The sequence below is a fragment of the Aquidulcibacter sp. genome (genome assembly GCF_049239865.1).
Taxonomy (GTDB): domain Bacteria; phylum Pseudomonadota; class Alphaproteobacteria; order Caulobacterales; family Aquidulcibacteraceae; genus Aquidulcibacter.
Genome location: NZ_JBMLTR010000047.1, coordinates 19082 through 36995 on the forward strand (window position 1 = coordinate 19082; position 17914 = coordinate 36995).

Sequence of the window (17914 nt, forward strand, 5' to 3'; positions counted from 1 at the left end):
AACGGGAATTGTGACGGCGCAACGCCATCGAACCTGTCCTTGGCCACTTGAAAGCCGATGGCCACCTCGAGCGCCACGCCAATGCCGGCACCTATGGGCGTACCTACGGCGTCATGATGGCCGCCATTGGCCACAATCTGCGCCTTCTGCCGACATGGCTCAAAACATTTTTGCGTGCCATGATCTTTGCCTTGATCGCTACCATAACCCCACACAGCCTACTGGAGGCTGCACTGGAGGTTACATAGACACCACAAACAAGCACCCAGCCCGAAAGCACAGGATGGACAAAGAAGATGGATAAGATTTCACGGGATCGATTTGTTTACATGCGACTAGCTCCATACACTCCCCAAGCCTCCATCAAGGCCCGCCGCTTCTCGAACAGATCGCCTCGCCTGTAAGCAGCCTCGGCTTGATTGGAGATGACGTGAGCCAACGCGGCTTCGGCAACTTCATTCTGGAAGTCAGTTCGCTCAGCCGCCCAATCGCGGAATGTGGACCTGAAACCGTGGGCGGTCAGGTCGTCGCGCTTCATGCGTCGCAGGGTCATAAGGAAAGCCATATTGGATATGGGCTTGCCCCCTTTCAGGCCGGGGAAGACATGGACAGGATCAAGGCCGCGCACTTCTTTTAAGACCGCGATTGCAGCGGCGGATAGTGGCACGCGGTGGACGCGGCCTGCTTTCATTCTGACTGCGGGAACAGTCCAGGACTTGTCGTTCAAGTCGATCTCATCCCAGCGAGCGGCAGTGGCCTCACTGGTGCGTGCGGCTGTCAGAATAGCAAACTGGAAGGCGAGGGGACCTACACCGTTTTGCTCCCGCAGCTTAGACATGAAGGCCGGATACTCGTCGATAGGCAATGCAGCGTGATGTTTGACCGCCGTGGCTTTTTTTCGAGCAGGGAGCGCCTTCTCCAAATGCCCGCGCCATCGGGCCGGATTTTCGCCGGTGCGATATTCCCGCACCCTTGCCCAATCGAGGATGTTCTCAAGTCGTCCGCGAAGGCGGCTGGCGGTTTCGGTTTTGGTTTGCCAAATCGGGTCAAGCACCTTCATGATCATGCCAATGTTAATGTCCTGTACGGCGACTTTACCTAGCACTGGGTAAGCATACATCTTGATAGTGTTCGTCCATTGCGTCTTGTGCTTTTCGTTTTTCCAGCCACTTTCGTGGGCCTTGATATAGGCTTCGGCGCATTGAGCGAACGTCATGCTAGCCGCTCGTTGCCGCACGGCTTCTTGGCGAACCTCGACTTTAGCGACGACCACATCAGCACCTGACTTGGCGTTCTTTCGGATTTCCAATGTCTTCTCGCGAGCTTGCGCAAGCGTAACCAGATCAACGCCGCCAACTCCTGCTTCGCGCACCTTGCCATTCAAGGGTGTAAACCGAACCAGCCAAGATTTGCGGAGTTCGCCAGTTTTGGGATTGGCGGTGACTTGAAGAAATAGGCCATTGCCATCGGCGTGCTTGCCGACCGTGTTGATCGACTTTACCGCTAAGGCTGTGAGTTTGTTACGCGCATGCGGCATAGCTATTTATCCGACTGGCTGGGCTGTACCCATGAAATATCCATGATTTTGTACCCACGAAATACCCACGAAATGGAGGCCCTAGAACGAAACATTTCGAAACGCTTCGAAACAAGCCCCCTCCAATAAACTGAATTATATCATGATTTTAGGAACAAATCTACTCTCTTTGATACGATTGGGCGGACACTTTTGGCCGTCTCCTCCTCCGCCATTTTTCTTATTTCTGCGCCATTGTATCCAAGCATTTTTGCCAAGACCACTGGTCGCTAAGGTCGTTACCTTGGCGTTGTATGCATTGCCCCCAAGGCGGATGTGGTTGCAGAAAAACGGGTCGAAAAAATGAGCGCTTAGTCAAAGCGTTTTTTGGCTTTCGACCCCCATTCGTAGCCTTCGACAAACGGGAAGTCTGGGAACTCAATGGCGTAAATGGATGCGCTGCCTAAGCAATTACTGGTGGTGCCATTAACATAGGATGCGGGCTTAATCTGCTCTGCATAGGGGCTTCCTGCCAAGACTGCGCGAACGGGCTCCATGGCGAGATCGGGGCCCATCGCTGTTGCGGATAAGTCGAAAGTGCCAGCATAAATGATCTGGCCTTTTTTCAATTTGAAGGCGGGGGAACCCAAGCAGAAATAAAGCGGGATGACGTCCATTTGGCTAAGACGATACTCCCCCGGCGGTACCGCACGGATCATCCAAGAACCATCTTTCCCCGCGCCCTTGTTCAAGAACCCGCTACCGAAATCGATTTCATTGACAATGACGCCCTTTTTGGACTGCAATCTAGGTCCCCGATAAGGACCAAATCCTAAACCGAGCCCATTTTTTAAGCTCTTTCCTTCGATCCGCATCACGATCAAGCCCCAACCGTCTGGAATGTTCGGCAGATCTGCTAGCGCAAGATTGCGCCCAATCTTCTTTTCAAAGCTTGCCGGAACCTCGATCTCAGACGTCGTGAACAAGGGCCGCGCGAGCACCGCACCATCGCGCTGGGCAGCTTTTAGGCGTTCTGCCATGCTTGCAGTGTGATCAAGTTTTCGCAGGGACCAGGTACTCCCGTAATCCAGCAAAATCGCATTTGTGGTCGGATAGAGTAAATCGGTGATTTTGCCCAAATACAAAAGCGATAGCTGCCCATTGTTGGTGGATACTGGAACGAGTTCCGAGCGTTTGTGGGCGGCGTTAAGTGCCTCATTGGCCCAGATCCGAGCAATCCGACCCCGGGGTTCTTGGGCCCCTACCTGTTCGGACAAAAATGCCTTCAGTTTGCTTTGCTCGGTCTCAGATAGGGCTTGTCCTTCTTCGGCTTGCAGGGCGACGACCCGCCAACCGCGAATAATCATGCAATTCTCTAAGGCCGAGATGCGCGCTGATTTGGCGCGTTCAAATGTCAACGCACCTGCAATGAGAGAGCGATTATTGTCGATGAGTTCATCCCACGAAACAACGTCTTTGGCGTCTAGCAGGCACGAACGAACGTCAGCTTCGTGGTCATCAATCGTCGCACCGGGCTTGTTAAAATAGGTATAGCCCTCACTAGGTTGGGCAATCCGCACCACGCCACTCTCGGCAGGAGCTATGGCTTGGCTTTGGGCGGCAGTGCCCCATCCACCCAAAGAAACACACAGCAATGCCAGAAAGACATGTTTCATCTTTGTCATGCGTCTAAGCCCCAAAATAAATGACACGTGTAAATTCGCTTAGGCAGTCGCGGTTGCAGATTTCTGAGGAGGGTAAATTGGCAAATCCACCCACAGAGCCAGTCACACGATTTTGAATGCGTACGTCGAAATCAGGTCTGCCCTGTTCCCCAATAACTTCAAGAACCTTTTCGATTATGTCAATCAAAGAGGGTGGCGTTTGGCCGCATCTTGGTCTAAGTAAATGTATTTAAAAATAAAAACACGGCCTAATTGTAAGGTGGAATCTCGCTGCTAGATAGGGCGCTCAAAATTTATGAGAGAGCGGTAGCATGAAAGCGGCACTTTGGATCCTTGGCGGTTTGGCTGGCCTTGCGGCATTGGTAATTGTGGTGGGCTTTGTGTTGCCAGCCACGCGGACGGGGAAAATTGACCAGGTTGTCGACGCCACGCCTGCCCAACTGACAGCTGTCATATTGGATAAAGCGAGCCAGCCGAAGTGGCGGGAAGATATTGCCAAAGTCGAGCTGAAGTCGCCAACGCGTTGGACGGAGACCACTCAAAAAGGCGAAGTGATTGCCTTTGAGCTGACACGGCAGGAGGCAGGCCTTCTCCAAATGCGGTTTGAAAGCACCTATGGCTATCATGGCCAATGGGAGGGCCGCTTGGTGCCGACACCAACGGGCGGCACGCACATTTTTGTGACCGAGCAGGCCACGACTCCGGCCCCAATTGGTCGTATTCTGGCGCGACTTTTCTTCAATCCAGAGGCCTTTGCCAAAGCCTATCTCAATGCTTTGGTAGCAGAAACTGAGCGGCGACACCCACGAGACAAGCCATGACCAAAACAGATAAACCCAAGACCAAAAAGCCAACCGATTGGCGCAAGCGCTTTGATCAGGCCAAGCCACCCAAGACCTTGGTGCTGCACACCGATTTCGCTGGCATCAAGACAGGCACGACCATGTATATCGGCTCACCCGGCACGATTGCCAATTACATCTCGCGCATCCCCATGGGCGAGGTGCGCAGCATTGAGCGGATGCGCAATGAGCTGGCGCGCAAGAATGAGGCGCAAGCGACCTGTCCGGTTACCACGGCGATTTATCTAAAGGTGGTGGCAGAAGTGGCGCTTTCCGATCTGGCTGAAGGCAAGTCCAGCGCGCAGGTCGTGCCGTTTTGGCGGGTGATCGAGCCAAATAGCAAGATCGCCAAGAAACTCAGCTGTGACAGTCAAGTCATTGAACATTATCGCTTGTTAGAACGTGCTGACCCCGCCTAAACGCGCTTATTCGGCACCGACAACGCCGCGGGAGTCAAACACAAAGCAGCCGCCTTCAAACTGGCTTTCTTCTTTGGGCACTTGTTCCATATAGGCCAAGATGCCGCCTTTGAGGTGATAGACGCTCTCAAACCCTTCGGCGAGCAAATAGGCAGACGCCTTCTCGCAACGTATGCCGCCGGTACAATACATGGCGACCTTCTTGTCGCGCGCGGGGTCAAGATTGTCTTCGGCCCATTTTTTGAAGGCGGTGAAGGTCCGGATTTTGGGATCAATCGCGCCTTTGAAAATGCCTTCTTCGGTCTCATAGGCGTTGCGTGTATCAACCAGCACAATGTCGGGGTCGGCGATCAAGGCGTTCCAGTCCGATGGTGCGATATAGGTGCCCACGACTTGGCGTGGATCGGCCTTAGGCGCGCGCAAGGTTACGATTTCGCGCTTAAGCCGCACTTTCATGCGCACAAATGGATTTTTGTCTTCTTGCGCGTATTTGATCTCAGCATCTTTGAAACGACCAGAAAAAATTGGGTCATTCTCCAAATAGGTCACGAAGTGATCGATGCCCTCCGGCGGGCCCGCTATCGTGCCATTAATGCCTTCTGGCGCAATCAACAGCGTGCCCATAATCCCCAATTGCTTGGTGGTCGCCAACAAATCAACGCGCAGGACTTCAAAGTCCGGGCAATCGGCAAACTTATAGAGGGCGCAAATCTTGGCAGTCATGACAGGGCCATAGCAAAACCACACCGTCCTTGGCACCCCCGGCGTGCAGATGGGGGAGGGGGGCGTGCCCCGATTGCTTCTGCTTGCCGCTTCCCATTCTTGGGGTATCGGCGCTTGCGCTGATGCCGCCAGAGGCGGTGCAGGGGTGTTTCACAATACTTAGAAGCGCTTTGGTGCCCAAGCTGGCAACCCCTTGCAGACTTGCCAGTGCCAGACGGCCCCAATCCATCCGACCGAGTTTGCGCCCCCGTAAGCTAACGGTCATGAACAAAAAACCCAAACGCCCCGCTCCGCCTGCAACGTCTAAATCCTTCATCCGATCGAAGGAGGAACAGCAGAAAATTATGGAATCCCGCCAGCGAGAGGAAGCCGCCGTGATTGCCAAGATTGAGTGCTTTTTTGAAAGGATCATGCGCGAGGAAGCCAAAGCCACCGCCCGTGCACGGGCCCAAGCTAAGGCGCAAAACTTGTCGGCAGACGAGACCGAAGCCCTAATTAAACAGGCGATTGAAGTTCGAACTGGGCGGGATAAACCTCAATCTCCCCACGCTTGGAAGAAGCGCGGTAGTGTAGCCCCTGTCTCCAACACAGGGGAGTCTCGGTCAGAGCTGAGCCGACTGTTGGGGATTGGTAAGCGGGATTAATCGAGGCAGAAGTGGCTGCCTTGTGTTTCATGGGGTCTAGCTAGCCCTGTGCCCGGTGTGCTTGAGCCCGACTGCCGTGTGAAGCCCTTGGTCAAGAACTTAGGCGATGCCTTTGAGACGCCTTGGGGAAGCCTTATGTATTTTTAGAAGCGCAAGCTTCTAGGATGAGGCCTTTACGTACTAGGCGGGGGAAGAACCAAACCACAAGGTGGCCTCGTTACCCACCCCGAGCACACACACTTATTCAGCCGGGGCGCACGGTTTGCGTCGTATTCCGGGCCAGTCCGTTAATCTGGCCCACCTATTTGGCGCACACCACGCGCCCCGGCCCCCCTTCACGGTCACCCCCGGTGGTTTTCCACGCGGGGCTATTGGTGTGGGTGTAAAGCCCCTAGGGGTCCCCGCTCTCCGCTTTGCTGCAGCGCGGGTGACACCGTTGGGGGAGAGAAGGATCTTATCTATAACGCCTAAGCCGCAAGCTATGCCATCTCAAGGCCGTGTCCGAGTGAGGGCAGGGACAATCATCCGACGGCTTCAAGGGCAGCACCGCGTACCCTTTAGCCTTTGAACCTAACGCCCCCAATCACCCCCACCGCGCTTGACAATCGCACGCGTCGACCGTCCAATTCATGCCAAGCCTGTGCCATAGTGAAAGACGACTGCAGATGGATGACCGAACACACCACATGCTGACGTCGCCGGCGGCACCCTTGCTGGTTAGAATGGCGACGCCAAACGCCCTTGCTTTTGCCATTCAGTCATCGGTTAGCTTGGCCGAAGTCTGGATCATTGGGCAGCTTGGGACGGGTGCTCTGGCCAGCATCGCCTTGGCATTCCCGCTTCTGATGTTGATCCAGACCATGTCGGGCGGGGCGGCAGGTGGGGCTGTAACGTCGGCCATTGCGCGCGCCTTGGGCGCGGGCGACCGCGAGCGTGCACAACAACTGATCTGGCATGCCTTGGCGCTTTCCGCCTTGGGGGCCGCGTTGTTCTTGGTCCTGTTTTCACTGGGGGGGCGTTCTTTGATCGCCTTTTTAGGTGGGCGGGGCGAGATTTTGGAACAGGCGGTGGACTATTGCACCGTGATTTTCTGGGGTGGGCTGTTCCTCTGGTTGGTCAGCGTGGTAGGGGCCGTTTTTCGCGGTATGGGCGATATGAAATTGCCAGCCGTTTTGATGGTTGCTAGCGCGTTTCTGCAAGTTCCATTGACGGCAATTTTGGTCCTGGGCCTGTTTGGTGCGCCGCAATTGGGGATTGTCGGGGCGGCTTATTCGGCGGTGATCAGTGGCTTTGTGGTCAGCGTCATCATGCTGGTGGTGCTGGCGCGTGAAGGCCGCGTCATCCGTCTGGACCGCAAATATCTTTCGTTTTCCAAGGCGTTGTTTCGCGACATCTTTAAAGTTGCCTTGCCGGCTTCCATGTCGCCCATTTTCACCATTTTCATCATATTGAGCCTGACCGCTATGGTGGCGACCTTTGGCGAAGCTGCGCTTGCAGGCTATGGCATTGGATCCCGGATTGAGTTTCTTTTGATCCCGCTTGTGTTCGGGATTGGCGCGGCCATGACGTCTCTTGTCGGCCTCAGCATTGGTTCGGGCAATGTAGATCGGGCCGAGCACATTGGCTGGATCGGCAGTGCATTCGCTGCTGGCTTGACTGGGGTGGTGGGGCTGGTCTTGGCGCTATTTCCGTCAGCCTGGATTTATGCCTTCACCAAAGACCAAGTGACCTTTGAGGCCGCGCGCAGCTATATTCAGATCGTGGGGCCTTTCTTTGCTTTCCAAGGCCTGGGTCTGTCGCTCTATTTCGCGAGCCAAGGGGCAGGGGCCATGCGGTGGCCCGTCATCGCGATCTTCTCGCGCGTCTTGCTGGCAGTTGGCGGCGGTTGGTTGTTGGCGTTCGGATTAGGCCTCGGGCTAAAGGGCGTATTCATTGGGGCTGCCGCCGCCATGGCGACTTTCGGCTTGATCATCGCCATTTCCTTGAAACTGGGTGCATGGCGGCGAGCTTAAAGAACCCCCTGTACTGAATAACCCAGAACTTGGCCGAGTTTTCCACGCACATTCCCCAAGCAATCTTTTAGCTTAGTCTTGACCTAGGTCATAGTTAATGGAATGCCGGATTGGGGTTGCGAAACAAAATTCAAATTGAGGTGTCAGATTTGATTTGAATGAAGGTTTGACTGTTAGATTTAGGTTTGGGTGAGACTTGAGGTGACTAAAGTGAAGCGGATTATTGCTATTTCGGCGTTGGCCGTCTCTGTCTTTTTGCCCGTTTTGGCGGTTCAGGCGTCTGGGTTAGAGCCGCAGGATGCCGGTTCCGGCCAAGTGCCTGTGCCGACAACAGGCGAGCCGCCAGCCAATGTCGCCGTGCCAGAGGTAGGCGCAGTCCCGCCAACGACTTTGCCACCCGAAGCCATCGTAACGCCCTTGCCGCCGGCCGAAGTGCCAGCCTTTGATATGGCCGCGACCGCCGCGCGCTTTAACGCTTTAGTGGGTGAAGCCGACCGTCTGACGACATTGCGAACCCTAACGCCCGAGGCGGTGGAGGGCGCGCTTTTATCGACCGCGCGGCTTTCATCATCTGGCATTTCCGAAGGGGCGGCATCTTATGCGGTGCTTTCAGCCTCTGCCCACGCGCCCTTCGCGTCGAGCTTGCAGACTGCGGTCAATCTTTTGGGCCGTGATGCGGTGCTGGAGCGCCTCAAGAGTGATCCCGAGGCATTTTTGGGCCTAGTTGCCTCCTCCAATGAGGCCGCAACCATTGCTAGCGGCGTGATGGCCGATAGCTTGGCCAAGATGGACAAGGCGAGCCAGATTTTGGGCGACGCGGCCTATAGCGTGCAGAAGGAAGCTTGGGCCCAACGCGAGATGGACCCCCAGCTTATCTTGGCGGCGCATCGGACGGCTTCCACAAGCCCGGTAGAGTTAAGCCCGCTTGGCGCATCCGACATGCGCAATACGCGCGCCGAGGCTCCGTTGGACAAACGATTCTTGGTTGCAGCGGCCTATCATGTACTGGGCGATGACGTGACCTCGACCAAGCTCATCGCGCGAACTGGCGGCAAGATGTGCATGAACAGGGTCCAATTGAACGTACGCCAATGCTTGGCGGCAAGCCGTTATCCCTATGAACATTTGTTCTGCTTGGCCCGACATAGCTTTCAGGAATCTTCAGGCTGTGTGCGCGACGCCATTAAATAGACTTGCGCCGCACGCCTGCGCGTTTCTTCTTGCTCTGCCCTCACAAGACGCTAAGTCTGCGTGCAGAAAAAATCTATGGGAGTGGCCGACATGAGCAGTCTGAAAGATAAAACCCTTTTCATCACAGGGGCGTCGCGCGGTATTGGTCTTGCAATCGGCCTTAGGGCTGCACGAGACGGGGCCAATGTGGTGATCGCGGCCAAGACGTCAGAGCCACATAAGCATTTGCCCGGCACCATTCATTCAGCAGCAGCGGAGATTGAGGCGGCCGGCGGCAAAGCCCTACCCCTGATGGTCGATGTGCGCGAGGAAGCCTCGGTCCAAGCAGCTGTCGAACAAGCTGTCGCCCGGTTTGGCGGCATTGATATCTGCATCAATAATGCCAGCGCGATCCAACTGACCGGTACGTTGCAGACGGAAATGAAGCGCTATGACCTGATGCATCAGGTAAATGGCCGAGGGACCTATTTGGTCAGCCGCGCCTGCATTCCGTTTCTGAAGAAAGCCGCAAATCCGCACGTGCTGAACTTGTCGCCACCTCTGGACATGAGCCCGAATTGGTTTGGCAATCATGTCGCCTACACGATGGCGAAATATACGATGAGCATGTGCGCTTTGGGCATGGCCGAAGAATTCAAACACGATGGCATTGGCTTCAATTGCCTGTGGCCCCGTACGGGCATTGCCACCGCCGCGATCCAATTCGCACTTGCTGGCGATGAGGGGCTGCGCCACTGCCGCACGGTCGACATCATGGCAGACGCCGCCCATGTGATCCTGACCCGCGACGCCAAGAGCTGCACCGGCAACTTCTTCATCGATGATGTCGTTCTGTCGGAGGCCGGTGTGACCGCGTTTGACCATTACCGGGTTGATCCCAGCAAGGATCTGATGCCGGACTTCTTTGTTCCAGCCGATACACCCTTCCCACCAGGCGTTTCCATGCACGCGATAGGCTAGTGGTGAGCCCGTTAAATTCGTGTCTCGCGCGAACCAGATGAGCCTGCAGCTAGACTGGGTCGAGGGCTTGTTTGAAGCGCTCATCTGCGGCGCGATCGGGCTTTATCAAAAGCGCGGCCTTTAACTGCTTAGAACTGCCCAGATTTGTCGAAAATCGCAGGACCAAGGGCCTATACGGCCTTGATTTGGCCGTCATGAAGCGGCACGACCCAGATTCAAGAATTGCGAATCATCGCATAGAACAGACTTAGAATCGCGAGAGAAAAAAATGTTCGGACGCCTCTTCAACTGGTTTTCCAGCGACATGGCAATCGACCTTGGTACAGCCAACACCCTTGTCTATGTAAAAGGTCAAGGCGTCGTCCTCAATGAACCATCGGTGGTGGCCTATCGCCAGCGCGGTGGTCGCAAAGAAGTCCAAGCTGTCGGCCATCAAGCGAAGCTGATGTTGGGGCGCACACCGGGCGAAATTCAAGCCGTGCGGCCCATGCGCGACGGCGTGATCGCAGACTTTGAAGTTGCTGAAGAAATGATCAAGCACTTCATTCGCCGTGTGAACTCCAACAAGGGCTTTTTGCGTGGCAGACCTCGCATCATTATCTGCGTCCCATCGGGGGCAACGCCAGTTGAGCGCCGCGCCATCCAAGATGCTGCCTTAAATGCCGGTGCCTCAGACGCTTATCTGATCGAAGAGCCGATGGCCGCTGCTATCGGGGCAGGTCTCGCCATTGATCAACCATCGGGTTCCATGGTGGTCGATATTGGTGGCGGCACGACCGAAGTGGCCGTTCTATCTCTCGAAGGCATTGTCTATGCGCGCTCTGTCCGCGTTGGTGGCGATAAGATGGATGAGAGCATCATCAATTTCCTGCGCCGCACTGAAAACATGCTGATTGGTGAGACCACGGCAGAGCGGATCAAGAAAGAAATTGGGACGGCGTTGCCCCCCGCTGACGGCTATGGCTTGTCCCTTTCCGTCAAAGGCCGTGACCTGCTCAACGGCGTGCCACGTGAAATCCAAATCTCTGAGCAATTAATCGCCGAAGCCTTGTCTGATCCCGTCGATGAAATCATCGAAGCTGTTCGCGTCGCTTTGGAAACCACGCCACCTGAACTGGCTGCCGATATCGTCGAAAAAGGCATTATGCTGACCGGTGGCGGTGCGCTGTTGCGGAATTTGGATGTGGTCCTGCGCGAGCGCACCGGTCTGCCCGTGTCTGTGGCCGACGATGCTTTGTCCTGCGTCGTGTTGGGGACTGGCAAATGCGTCGATAATTTCGAACAGTGGAAGGGTGTTTTGTCCAAAGTCTAGATCGGACAAAGCCCCCAATCGGTTCGGGTAATGAGGTGAAGGAGCAGGGATATGGCGCGCAGAGGCAATCGGCGAACAGGGGGGGCAGGGCCACTCATTGGAGTCGCGGTGCTGACGGCGCTGATCACTGCCGGAGTCACGATCGTCGTGACAGACCAACGCGGCGGCGCTGTCGCCGGAATCGCTTCTGATATTTCCGGCGCTGTGGGTGGCGTGCTGATGACGCCGGTGCGCTGGGGCGAAGGCGTTGTGGCCTCTGTTGGCTCATTCTTTGGCGGTGCCAGCCTCAATCAGAAACTCAAAGACGAAAATCGGGCCTTATTGCAGTGGCGCGACCAAGCCAAAGCCATGGCCGAGCGTCTGGATGCGTATGAAAAGCTGCATGGCGTGAAGGCTGAGCAATTGCCGCAAGGCCTAACAGGGCGACTGATCAGCGAAAGTAGCGGGCCTTTTGCAAAGTCAGGCATCGTTAATCTTGGCGCGAAAGCAGGCGTCAAGGTGAATTGGATCGTGATGAACCAGAATGGTCTGGTTGGTCGCGTGATCGCCGTTGGCAGCGACACGTCGCGGGTTTTATTCTTGGCCGATGGCGACAGCCGAGTGCCCGTCATGGGCGAAACAACCCGGGCGCGCGCCATTGCGATGGGTGATAAGACCTCGGCACCAAGGCTGGCCCATTTGAATACCCCAGCCCTGATGCGCGATGGCGAGCGGGTTATGACTTCGGGCGATGATGGGATTTTTCCGCGCGGGATCGCGGTTGGCCAAGCGGGTGTAGCGCCCGACAGGCAATGGCGCGTACGCTTGGCATCGAGTGCTTCGCCTATTGATTTCGTTCGTTTAGTCCCGCCTTCAAACTTTCCACCGCCTTTGGACCCCGTGACGGCTCCATCCCTAGCGCCGCCGCCAACCGAAGGCGCAACGACAACGCCCGTCCAAGGCGGCGTTCTGCCATTGGCAGCGGATGCAGCCGGAATTCCCACTGCGGCAACACCAGAAGCTATACGCGCCGCGCAAGCCTCACGCAGCAGTGAAGTTGAGGCCGCTCGAGCCGCCGCTGCACGCTTGGCAAAAGAACGCGATGCGGCCCGCGAACAGGCCCGGCAGGCTGAAGCCGCCCGGCTTGCAGCTGAAAGTCGTAATGTCCCAGTCGCTGGTGCGGCATCAAGCGGGGCTTCTGCACCTAGTCCAGCACCTCAAGCGGCCCCGGCAGCTGCATCCCCTGCCTCCCCCCCACCCAGCGGGGCACCTAAGCAGTGAGCACGCTCTTACCTGGGCGTCCCTCGACCAGGTCACGTCTTTTTTCTGGCCTGGCCATTGTGGCAGGGACAAGCTTGCTCAATCTTGTGTCGATCAATCTTGGGCCCTTCGGCAGTATTTGGCCCGCCAGCCTGATTTGGGCAGCGTGTGGCTGGGCCAACCAAGGTCCAAATGCTGTTGTTGGGCTGATTCTGTTCGGATTGGGCCTATGGGTTGATTTATTGACCGGTGGGCCTTTAGGGGCTTGGGCAGTCGTGGCATTGATTGCCCATGCCCTAACCATCCTGACCGCCCGCTTCAGTTCGGCAATGGCCTCCACCCCAATGGGCTCAGCAGCCGTTACTGGACTTTTTTTCTTAGTCGCCGCCTTCATCCTGTCGATTTCAAGTGGGAAAGGGTTTAATGTGCTTGCAATCTTGCTCCCGATTGTGAGTGCGGTTCTGGCCTATCCGTGGGTGGCCGCTTGGTTTGATCTGTCTGAGGATGAAGCATGAGCCAAGGTGGTGGATCAGATCTATTCAGCCGACGGGCCATGGTAATGTCCACGCTCGGGGGCCTCTATTTTGCGGTCCTTGGCCTGCGCATGGCGCAGCTTCAAATTTTTGAAAATGACGAATTCCGGCTAGAGGCTGCGGAGAACCAGTTCAACCTCTTGGTCAATCCCGCGTCACGTGGGCCCGTCTATGATCGCTTTGGCGTGCCGCTGGCAGTCAATCGTCGCGACTTCCGCGTCTCGATCATGCGCGAAGACGTCGACGATCTGCCCAAGACGATTGGGGCCTTGGCGTCCATTTTGCGCATGTCGCCCGAGAAGGCCAAGGAATCCTTAAGCGAAGCCAAAATCTCGCCCCGTTTCATGCCCTCAATGGTGGCTGAAAATCTGTCATGGGAAGACTATTCGCGGGTCAGCGTCTATGCAGCCTCATTCCCGGGTGTGCGCTGTGAGATGGGGGAAGCACGCAATTACCCGCTCGCCGAGAGCATGGCCCATGTTTTAGGCTATGTTGCCAAAGCCAATGACAAGGACGTGGCGACTGACCCGCAAGCCCGCCATCCTGGTATCAGGGTCGGCAAAGAGGGGATTGAAAAAGCACAAGAAAAAGGCCTCAAAGGTGTTCATGGCGCAACCAAGCTAGAGGTCAACGCCCATGGCCGGGTAATTCGCGAAGTCGTCGATCCCCGCCTCAATCCAAAGAGCGGGACGCCCATCGTCCTCACCATTGATGCTGAAATTCAACAAGTCGCCTATGACCAGTTCCAGGCCAAGGACGAACGCCCTGCTGAAGCGGGTTCTGCGGTGGTGATGGATATACGTACCGGTGAGCTTCTGGCACTGGTATCGGCTCCAAGCTTTGACCCCAATAAGTTCGTAGATGGTATCAGCCGCACTGACTTCAACGAATATAATAATGCTGAAATGCGCCCATTGTACCACAAGGCCGTGCGGGGCATTTATCCACCGGGCTCCACCTATAAAATGGTGACGGCCGTGGCCGCACTGGAGGCAGGGATTACCGACCCCGAGGAGACGATCAATTGCCCGGGCTTTTATATGCTGGGCAATCATCGCTTCCATTGCCATTCGCGGCGCGGCCATGGCAGCGTCAACCTGCATACCGCGATCAAGGTCTCGTGTGACGTCTATTTCTATGAGATGGGGCGGCGTATCGGCGGAGAAAAAATGGCCGAAGTTGCGCGAGGCTTTGGCTTTGGACAGCGTTTCGACCTGGGAATTCCGGGGATTTCTTCATCGCACGTTCCCGATAATGCTTGGAAGATGAAAAATCGTGGCCAGCCTTGGCAAGTTTATGACTCGCTCAATGTCGCGATTGGACAAGGCTTGATCGCAGCCACACCCTTGCAGATGGCGGTCATGGCGGCGCGCATTGCGTCTCAGGGCAAAGCTGTCGAGCCACGCTTGATCCGCGAAGGGCCAGGTGCGGTGCCCATCACCCCGTTTAAGCCATTGCCGTTTAATTACCAAAACATGCACCTGGTTCATGAGGGCATGATTGCGGTGTCCAACGAAGCCGGCGGCACGGGCCGAGGCGACCTTGGCATTGAAGGCGTGCGCATGGCGGGTAAGACTGGGACGGCGCAAGTTCGGCGGATCACGATGGCTGAGCGTCGAACCGGCGTTCGCTCCAATGCGTCGCTGCCTTGGCGTCAGCGTGACCATGCTCTGTTTGTTTGTTATGCACCGGCTGAAGATCCTAAATATTGTTGCGCTTTGGTGGTTGATCACGGCGGCGGCGGCGGTGCCGCGGCAGCACCGCGCGCGCGCGAAATCATGAAGGCGACATTGTTGAAAGACCCTTCCTCGCGGCCAGCCTTTACCACCAAGACCAAGACCGCAGACCTTGCCCCAGCTTCAAATGGCACCCCGCCGGGGGATGGCAAAGCATGACTTTTTTGCCGGATATGGAAAGCGGCCGCGATAGCTTCTTTGGCAAACTCCGCCGGATCGAATGGGGCCTCGTCTTTGTGATGGCCATGATCAGCGTGGTCGGGACCATCCTGTTGTTTGGGGCAGCAGGCGCAAGTTGGGAGCCTTGGGCCGGTGATCACATCATCCGCTTCTGCGTGGTGACCTGCCTGATGTTGGTCGTAGCCACAATCGATGTGCGCATTTGGTATCATCTCGCCTATCCTGCTTATATTGGCGTTTTCATTCTATTGATTGCGGTGGAACTGTTTGGGAAAGTCGCTTTGGGTGCCCAGCGCTGGCTGGAAGTAGGGCCGATCCGCCTGCAACCGTCGGAATTCATGAAAATCGCCCTGATCTTGGCCCTTGCGCGCTATTACCAAGATGCCGAGTCTGACCGGATGTGGACGATCCGCGCGCATTTTATCCCGCTGATGATGCTAGCAGCCCCCGCTGCGCTGATTACCTTACAGCCTGACTTGGGTACCGCCATCATGGTGGCAGGGGTTGGTGCCACCATGGTGATTTTGGCAGGCCTGTCTTGGTGGTATGTCATTGCTGCAGGCACGTCAGTGGCGACCTTTGCTTTGGTGGCTTTCTTTTTCTTCATGGCAGAGTTTCAGAAGAACCGAATTCTCACCTTCCTCGATCCCTCGCGCGATCCATTGGGGACCGGCTATCACATCACCCAGTCTAAGATCGCTATTGGTTCAGGCGGATTGTTTGGCGTCGGTTATATGCAGGGCACACAAAGCCAACTCGACTTCTTGCCTGAACGCCATACGGATTTTGTGTTTGCCATGCTGCTCGAAGAATTTGGCATGGTGGGTGGATTGTTTGTGCTGGCGCTTTATCTCGCCGCTATGGCCTTTGGCATTTATATCTCAATCGGATGCCGACATACGTTTGGCAAGTTTCTGGCTGCTGGTGTGACCATGTTGTTGTTCATCTATGTCGGCATCAATGCCGGCATGATCATGGGCCTCATGCCAGTGGTGGGCGAGCCGCTGCCATTTTTAAGCTATGGCGGCAGTGTGATGTTGTCGCTGATGTTTGGCCTAGGCTTGGTCCAGAACGCCAAAGTCTTCCGCGATAAGACATTGGGCTCTGGCTTCAAGTCGTCCAAGCGGGTGCGGTAGCAGCGATCAGGGACCCTATTTTGCACTTTCAACCTTGATGTAAGCGATCACATCGCGGCGATCTTTTTCTTGCTTGAGGCCGACGAAGGTCATGCGGTTGCCGGGCAAGAAGCCTTTGGGGTCGGCCAACCATTGATCAAGTTTTCCTGCATCCCAAACAAAGCCTGCACCCTTCAAAGCTGGGGAATAATTGAAGCCAGCTGCGGTGCCAGCTGTGCGACCAAAGACGCCATGCAGGGCAGGGCCGACGCGATTGTCGCCGCCCTTCTCAATCACGTGGCACGAGCGGCACTTGGCAAATTGCCGACGACCATTGGCTAGGTCACCCTCATTATAGGGGGCAGGCAAGCTGGCCAGAATTTTGGCATCCTCCGGCGATGGGCCAGCGGCGGGAGCAGGGGTGGCTGGAGCTGCTGCCGGGGCCGCAGCTGGCGTGGCTTCCTTGCTAGCAGTGGCCTCTGGCGCTGTCTTGGTATCGCCGGACTGCGACGCCTGCCCACAGGCAACAAGCGCGATCAGCGGAATCAAGGCAAGGCTGGTGCGGATCATCATGGTCTCTACTCCACAGATTGATTGGCATGGGCCACTTGCGTTTCGGCGGCCCCACGTGGGGAGTTAGATTGTTGGGTCCAATCCGAACAGGGGCAACCCGCTGATCTGTCAGCCAAACACGATCACTTCCCAGTGAGGGTCTTGGCATTGCGGCGTGAACCGAAGCGCTCAGCCGATCCGTTCAGGCTTGCCAGATCATTGAGTATGGGGAAAATGGTGCCGGTTGCAGGAATCGAACCCGCGACCGTCCGATTACAAATCGGGCGCTCTACCTGCTGAGCTAAACCGGCATCGGGGGTGTCTCTAAACGTTTTGGGCGACGTTTTGCAAGGGAGAAGCGCAATGAAAGGGCAGGCAAAACACAGCGTAACCCGCCGGGCGGCCTTCAGCCAGTTCGCAGGGCCAGCAGCCTTGGTGGCAGCACCTGGGCTTGCCAGTGCCGCAGCACCCGCCATCCAGACCGTCAAGAAGAAGACTTTTGTTCTGGTGCATGGGACGTGGCATGGCGGTTGGGTTTGGCGGCAAGTGGCTGAAAGATTGCAAGCCCAAGGCCACCGCGTATTGACGCCAACCGCTACCGGCTGTGGCGAGCGCGCACATCTGATCGGTCCTGACACCAATCTCTCCACCCATGTGCAGGACATGTGCGCCGCGATTGAAGCCGAAGACGCTGAGGATGTGATCTTGATCGGCCACTCGTTTGGCGGGCTGACTATTACCGGTGTGGCGGACCGATTGGGCGAGCGGATTGCCCATATCGTCTTTTATGACGCCTTCATCCCAACGCGCGCCCGCCCGGCCTGGGTGATGCCAGAAGCCGATGGGGCTTGGCCCAAGTGGTGGAAGGATCGACAATCCCATTTCATCGACGGCTATAAGATGAACTTCTTCGACCATTACCCGATCAAAATGCTGGTGCCGGAAGAGGATGCGGCCAATGTCGCGCTTTTGAAGCGGAAATTGACGTGGCACCCAGCTGGGCAATGGACAGAGCCTGTGAGCTTTGCCAATGGCGGTTGGGAGGATCGGCCACGCACCTATATTCAAACCACTTTGCAAACCTTCGCGCCGTCCTCTCCGGCCATGTGGGGGCCGGGTAGGGAGGCGGGGTGGCGCTGGATCGATGTGCCGACTGCGCGCGATGGCATGCTGACGCACCCCGATGTGGTGGCAGCCTGTTTTGCCAGCTTGGGCTGATCTTTAAAGACATTTCGCAGGACTTTACCGCCTTCGC

Annotated in this window: 17 protein-coding genes and 1 tRNA gene; 13 read left to right on the top strand and 5 right to left on the bottom strand. The window is 56.3% G+C overall.

Going from position 1 to position 17914, the window contains the following annotated elements:
• The first annotated feature begins 47 nt into the window (after positions 1-47).
• Positions 48-248, top strand: a complete 201-nt coding sequence (locus tag ACOVRA_RS03645; protein ID WP_421719108.1) for a hypothetical protein — start codon at positions 48-50, stop codon at positions 246-248.
• A gap of 77 nt (positions 249-325) precedes the next feature.
• On the opposite strand, the gene ACOVRA_RS03650 is transcribed toward ACOVRA_RS03645, so the two are convergent.
• Positions 326-1537: a tyrosine-type recombinase/integrase gene (locus ACOVRA_RS03650; RefSeq protein WP_421719109.1), complete on the bottom strand. Its 1212-nt coding sequence runs from the start codon at positions 1535-1537 to the stop codon at positions 326-328.
• Between the two features lie 350 nt (positions 1538-1887).
• Positions 1888-3201 carry a hypothetical protein gene (locus ACOVRA_RS03655; RefSeq protein ID WP_421719110.1) on the bottom strand — a complete coding sequence of 438 codons (1314 nt, stop codon included), beginning with the start codon at positions 3199-3201 and terminating at the stop codon, positions 1888-1890.
• Positions 3202-3512: 311 nt separating this feature from the next.
• Between ACOVRA_RS03655 and ACOVRA_RS03660 the strand changes: the two genes are divergently transcribed.
• Positions 3513-4022 carry an SRPBCC family protein gene (locus tag ACOVRA_RS03660; RefSeq protein WP_421719111.1) on the top strand — a complete coding sequence of 170 codons (510 nt, stop codon included), beginning with the start codon at positions 3513-3515 and terminating at the stop codon, positions 4020-4022.
• Positions 4019-4462: a hypothetical protein gene (locus ACOVRA_RS03665; RefSeq protein ID WP_421719112.1), complete on the top strand. Its 444-nt coding sequence runs from the start codon at positions 4019-4021 to the stop codon at positions 4460-4462. The genes ACOVRA_RS03660 and ACOVRA_RS03665 overlap by 4 nt, the downstream gene beginning before the upstream one ends.
• Positions 4463-4468: 6 nt before the next feature.
• On the opposite strand, the gene ACOVRA_RS03670 is transcribed toward ACOVRA_RS03665, so the two are convergent.
• A complete protein-coding gene (locus tag ACOVRA_RS03670) occupies positions 4469-5185 on the bottom strand; it encodes a rhodanese-related sulfurtransferase (RefSeq protein ID WP_421719113.1) in 717 nt (238 codons plus the stop codon).
• A gap of 344 nt (positions 5186-5529) precedes the next feature.
• Here ACOVRA_RS03670 and ACOVRA_RS03675 point away from each other — a divergent pair, with 344 nt between their 5' ends.
• The 9 genes from ACOVRA_RS03675 (at position 5530) to rodA (ending at position 16128) form a co-directional block, all read left to right on the top strand.
• Positions 5530-5829, top strand: coding sequence for a hypothetical protein (locus ACOVRA_RS03675; protein WP_421719114.1), 300 nt, complete (start codon positions 5530-5532; stop codon positions 5827-5829).
• Between the two features lie 665 nt (positions 5830-6494).
• Positions 6495-7841, top strand: coding sequence for an MATE family efflux transporter (locus ACOVRA_RS03680; protein ID WP_421719115.1), 1347 nt, complete (start codon positions 6495-6497; stop codon positions 7839-7841).
• Between the two features lie 210 nt (positions 7842-8051).
• Positions 8052-9032 (top strand): hypothetical protein, encoded by a 981-nt coding sequence (locus ACOVRA_RS03685; protein WP_421719116.1) that lies wholly within the window; start codon positions 8052-8054, stop codon positions 9030-9032.
• Between the two features lie 90 nt (positions 9033-9122).
• Positions 9123-9992 carry an SDR family oxidoreductase gene (locus ACOVRA_RS03690; RefSeq protein ID WP_290805793.1) on the top strand — a complete coding sequence of 290 codons (870 nt, stop codon included), beginning with the start codon at positions 9123-9125 and terminating at the stop codon, positions 9990-9992.
• Between the two features lie 268 nt (positions 9993-10260).
• On the top strand, positions 10261-11304 hold the full coding sequence (locus tag ACOVRA_RS03695) for a rod shape-determining protein (RefSeq protein WP_290805795.1): 1044 nt from the start codon (positions 10261-10263) through the stop codon (positions 11302-11304).
• Between the two features lie 51 nt (positions 11305-11355).
• Positions 11356-12564 carry a rod shape-determining protein MreC gene (mreC, locus tag ACOVRA_RS03700; protein ID WP_421719117.1) on the top strand — a complete coding sequence of 403 codons (1209 nt, stop codon included), beginning with the start codon at positions 11356-11358 and terminating at the stop codon, positions 12562-12564.
• 74 nt (positions 12565-12638) lie between these two features.
• Positions 12639-13058, top strand: coding sequence for a hypothetical protein (locus ACOVRA_RS03705; RefSeq protein ID WP_421719118.1), 420 nt, complete (start codon positions 12639-12641; stop codon positions 13056-13058).
• A 38-nt stretch (positions 13059-13096) separates the two neighbouring features.
• Positions 13097-14971, top strand: a complete 1875-nt coding sequence (mrdA, locus tag ACOVRA_RS03710; RefSeq protein ID WP_421719122.1) for a penicillin-binding protein 2 — start codon at positions 13097-13099, stop codon at positions 14969-14971.
• Positions 14968-16128: a rod shape-determining protein RodA gene (gene rodA / locus ACOVRA_RS03715; protein ID WP_421719119.1), complete on the top strand. Its 1161-nt coding sequence runs from the start codon at positions 14968-14970 to the stop codon at positions 16126-16128. Before mrdA ends, rodA begins: the two co-directional genes overlap by 4 nt.
• A 15-nt stretch (positions 16129-16143) precedes the next feature.
• On the opposite strand, the gene ACOVRA_RS03720 is transcribed toward rodA, so the two are convergent.
• Positions 16144-16680, bottom strand: coding sequence for a c-type cytochrome (locus ACOVRA_RS03720; protein ID WP_421719120.1), 537 nt, complete (start codon positions 16678-16680; stop codon positions 16144-16146).
• A 214-nt stretch (positions 16681-16894) separates the two neighbouring features.
• Positions 16895-16970 (bottom strand) — tRNA-Thr (locus ACOVRA_RS03725).
• A 52-nt stretch (positions 16971-17022) separates the two neighbouring features.
• Here ACOVRA_RS03725 and ACOVRA_RS03730 point away from each other — a divergent pair.
• On the top strand, positions 17023-17877 hold the full coding sequence (locus ACOVRA_RS03730; RefSeq protein WP_421719121.1) for an alpha/beta fold hydrolase: 855 nt from the start codon (positions 17023-17025) through the stop codon (positions 17875-17877).
• Positions 17878-17914 lie beyond the last annotated feature (37 nt).

Coding starts and splice junctions, on each gene's coding strand:
- ACOVRA_RS03650 (WP_421719109.1), bottom strand. CDS start 1,537: ATGCCGCATGCGCGTAACAAACTCACAGCCTTAGCGGTAAAGTCGATC.
- ACOVRA_RS03655 (WP_421719110.1), bottom strand. CDS start 3,201: ATGACAAAGATGAAACATGTCTTTCTGGCATTGCTGTGTGTTTCTTTG.
- ACOVRA_RS03660 (WP_421719111.1), top strand. CDS start 3,513: ATGAAAGCGGCACTTTGGATCCTTGGCGGTTTGGCTGGCCTTGCGGCA.
- ACOVRA_RS03665 (WP_421719112.1), top strand. CDS start 4,019: ATGACCAAAACAGATAAACCCAAGACCAAAAAGCCAACCGATTGGCGC.
- ACOVRA_RS03670 (WP_421719113.1), bottom strand. CDS start 5,185: ATGACTGCCAAGATTTGCGCCCTCTATAAGTTTGCCGATTGCCCGGAC.
- ACOVRA_RS03675 (WP_421719114.1), top strand. CDS start 5,530: ATGGAATCCCGCCAGCGAGAGGAAGCCGCCGTGATTGCCAAGATTGAG.
- ACOVRA_RS03680 (WP_421719115.1), top strand. CDS start 6,495: ATGGATGACCGAACACACCACATGCTGACGTCGCCGGCGGCACCCTTG.
- ACOVRA_RS03690 (WP_290805793.1), top strand. CDS start 9,123: ATGAGCAGTCTGAAAGATAAAACCCTTTTCATCACAGGGGCGTCGCGC.
- ACOVRA_RS03695 (WP_290805795.1), top strand. CDS start 10,261: ATGTTCGGACGCCTCTTCAACTGGTTTTCCAGCGACATGGCAATCGAC.
- mreC (WP_421719117.1), top strand. CDS start 11,356: ATGGCGCGCAGAGGCAATCGGCGAACAGGGGGGGCAGGGCCACTCATT.
- mrdA (WP_421719122.1), top strand. CDS start 13,097: ATGGTAATGTCCACGCTCGGGGGCCTCTATTTTGCGGTCCTTGGCCTG.
- rodA (WP_421719119.1), top strand. CDS start 14,968: ATGACTTTTTTGCCGGATATGGAAAGCGGCCGCGATAGCTTCTTTGGC.
- ACOVRA_RS03720 (WP_421719120.1), bottom strand. CDS start 16,680: ATGATGATCCGCACCAGCCTTGCCTTGATTCCGCTGATCGCGCTTGTT.
- ACOVRA_RS03730 (WP_421719121.1), top strand. CDS start 17,023: ATGAAAGGGCAGGCAAAACACAGCGTAACCCGCCGGGCGGCCTTCAGC.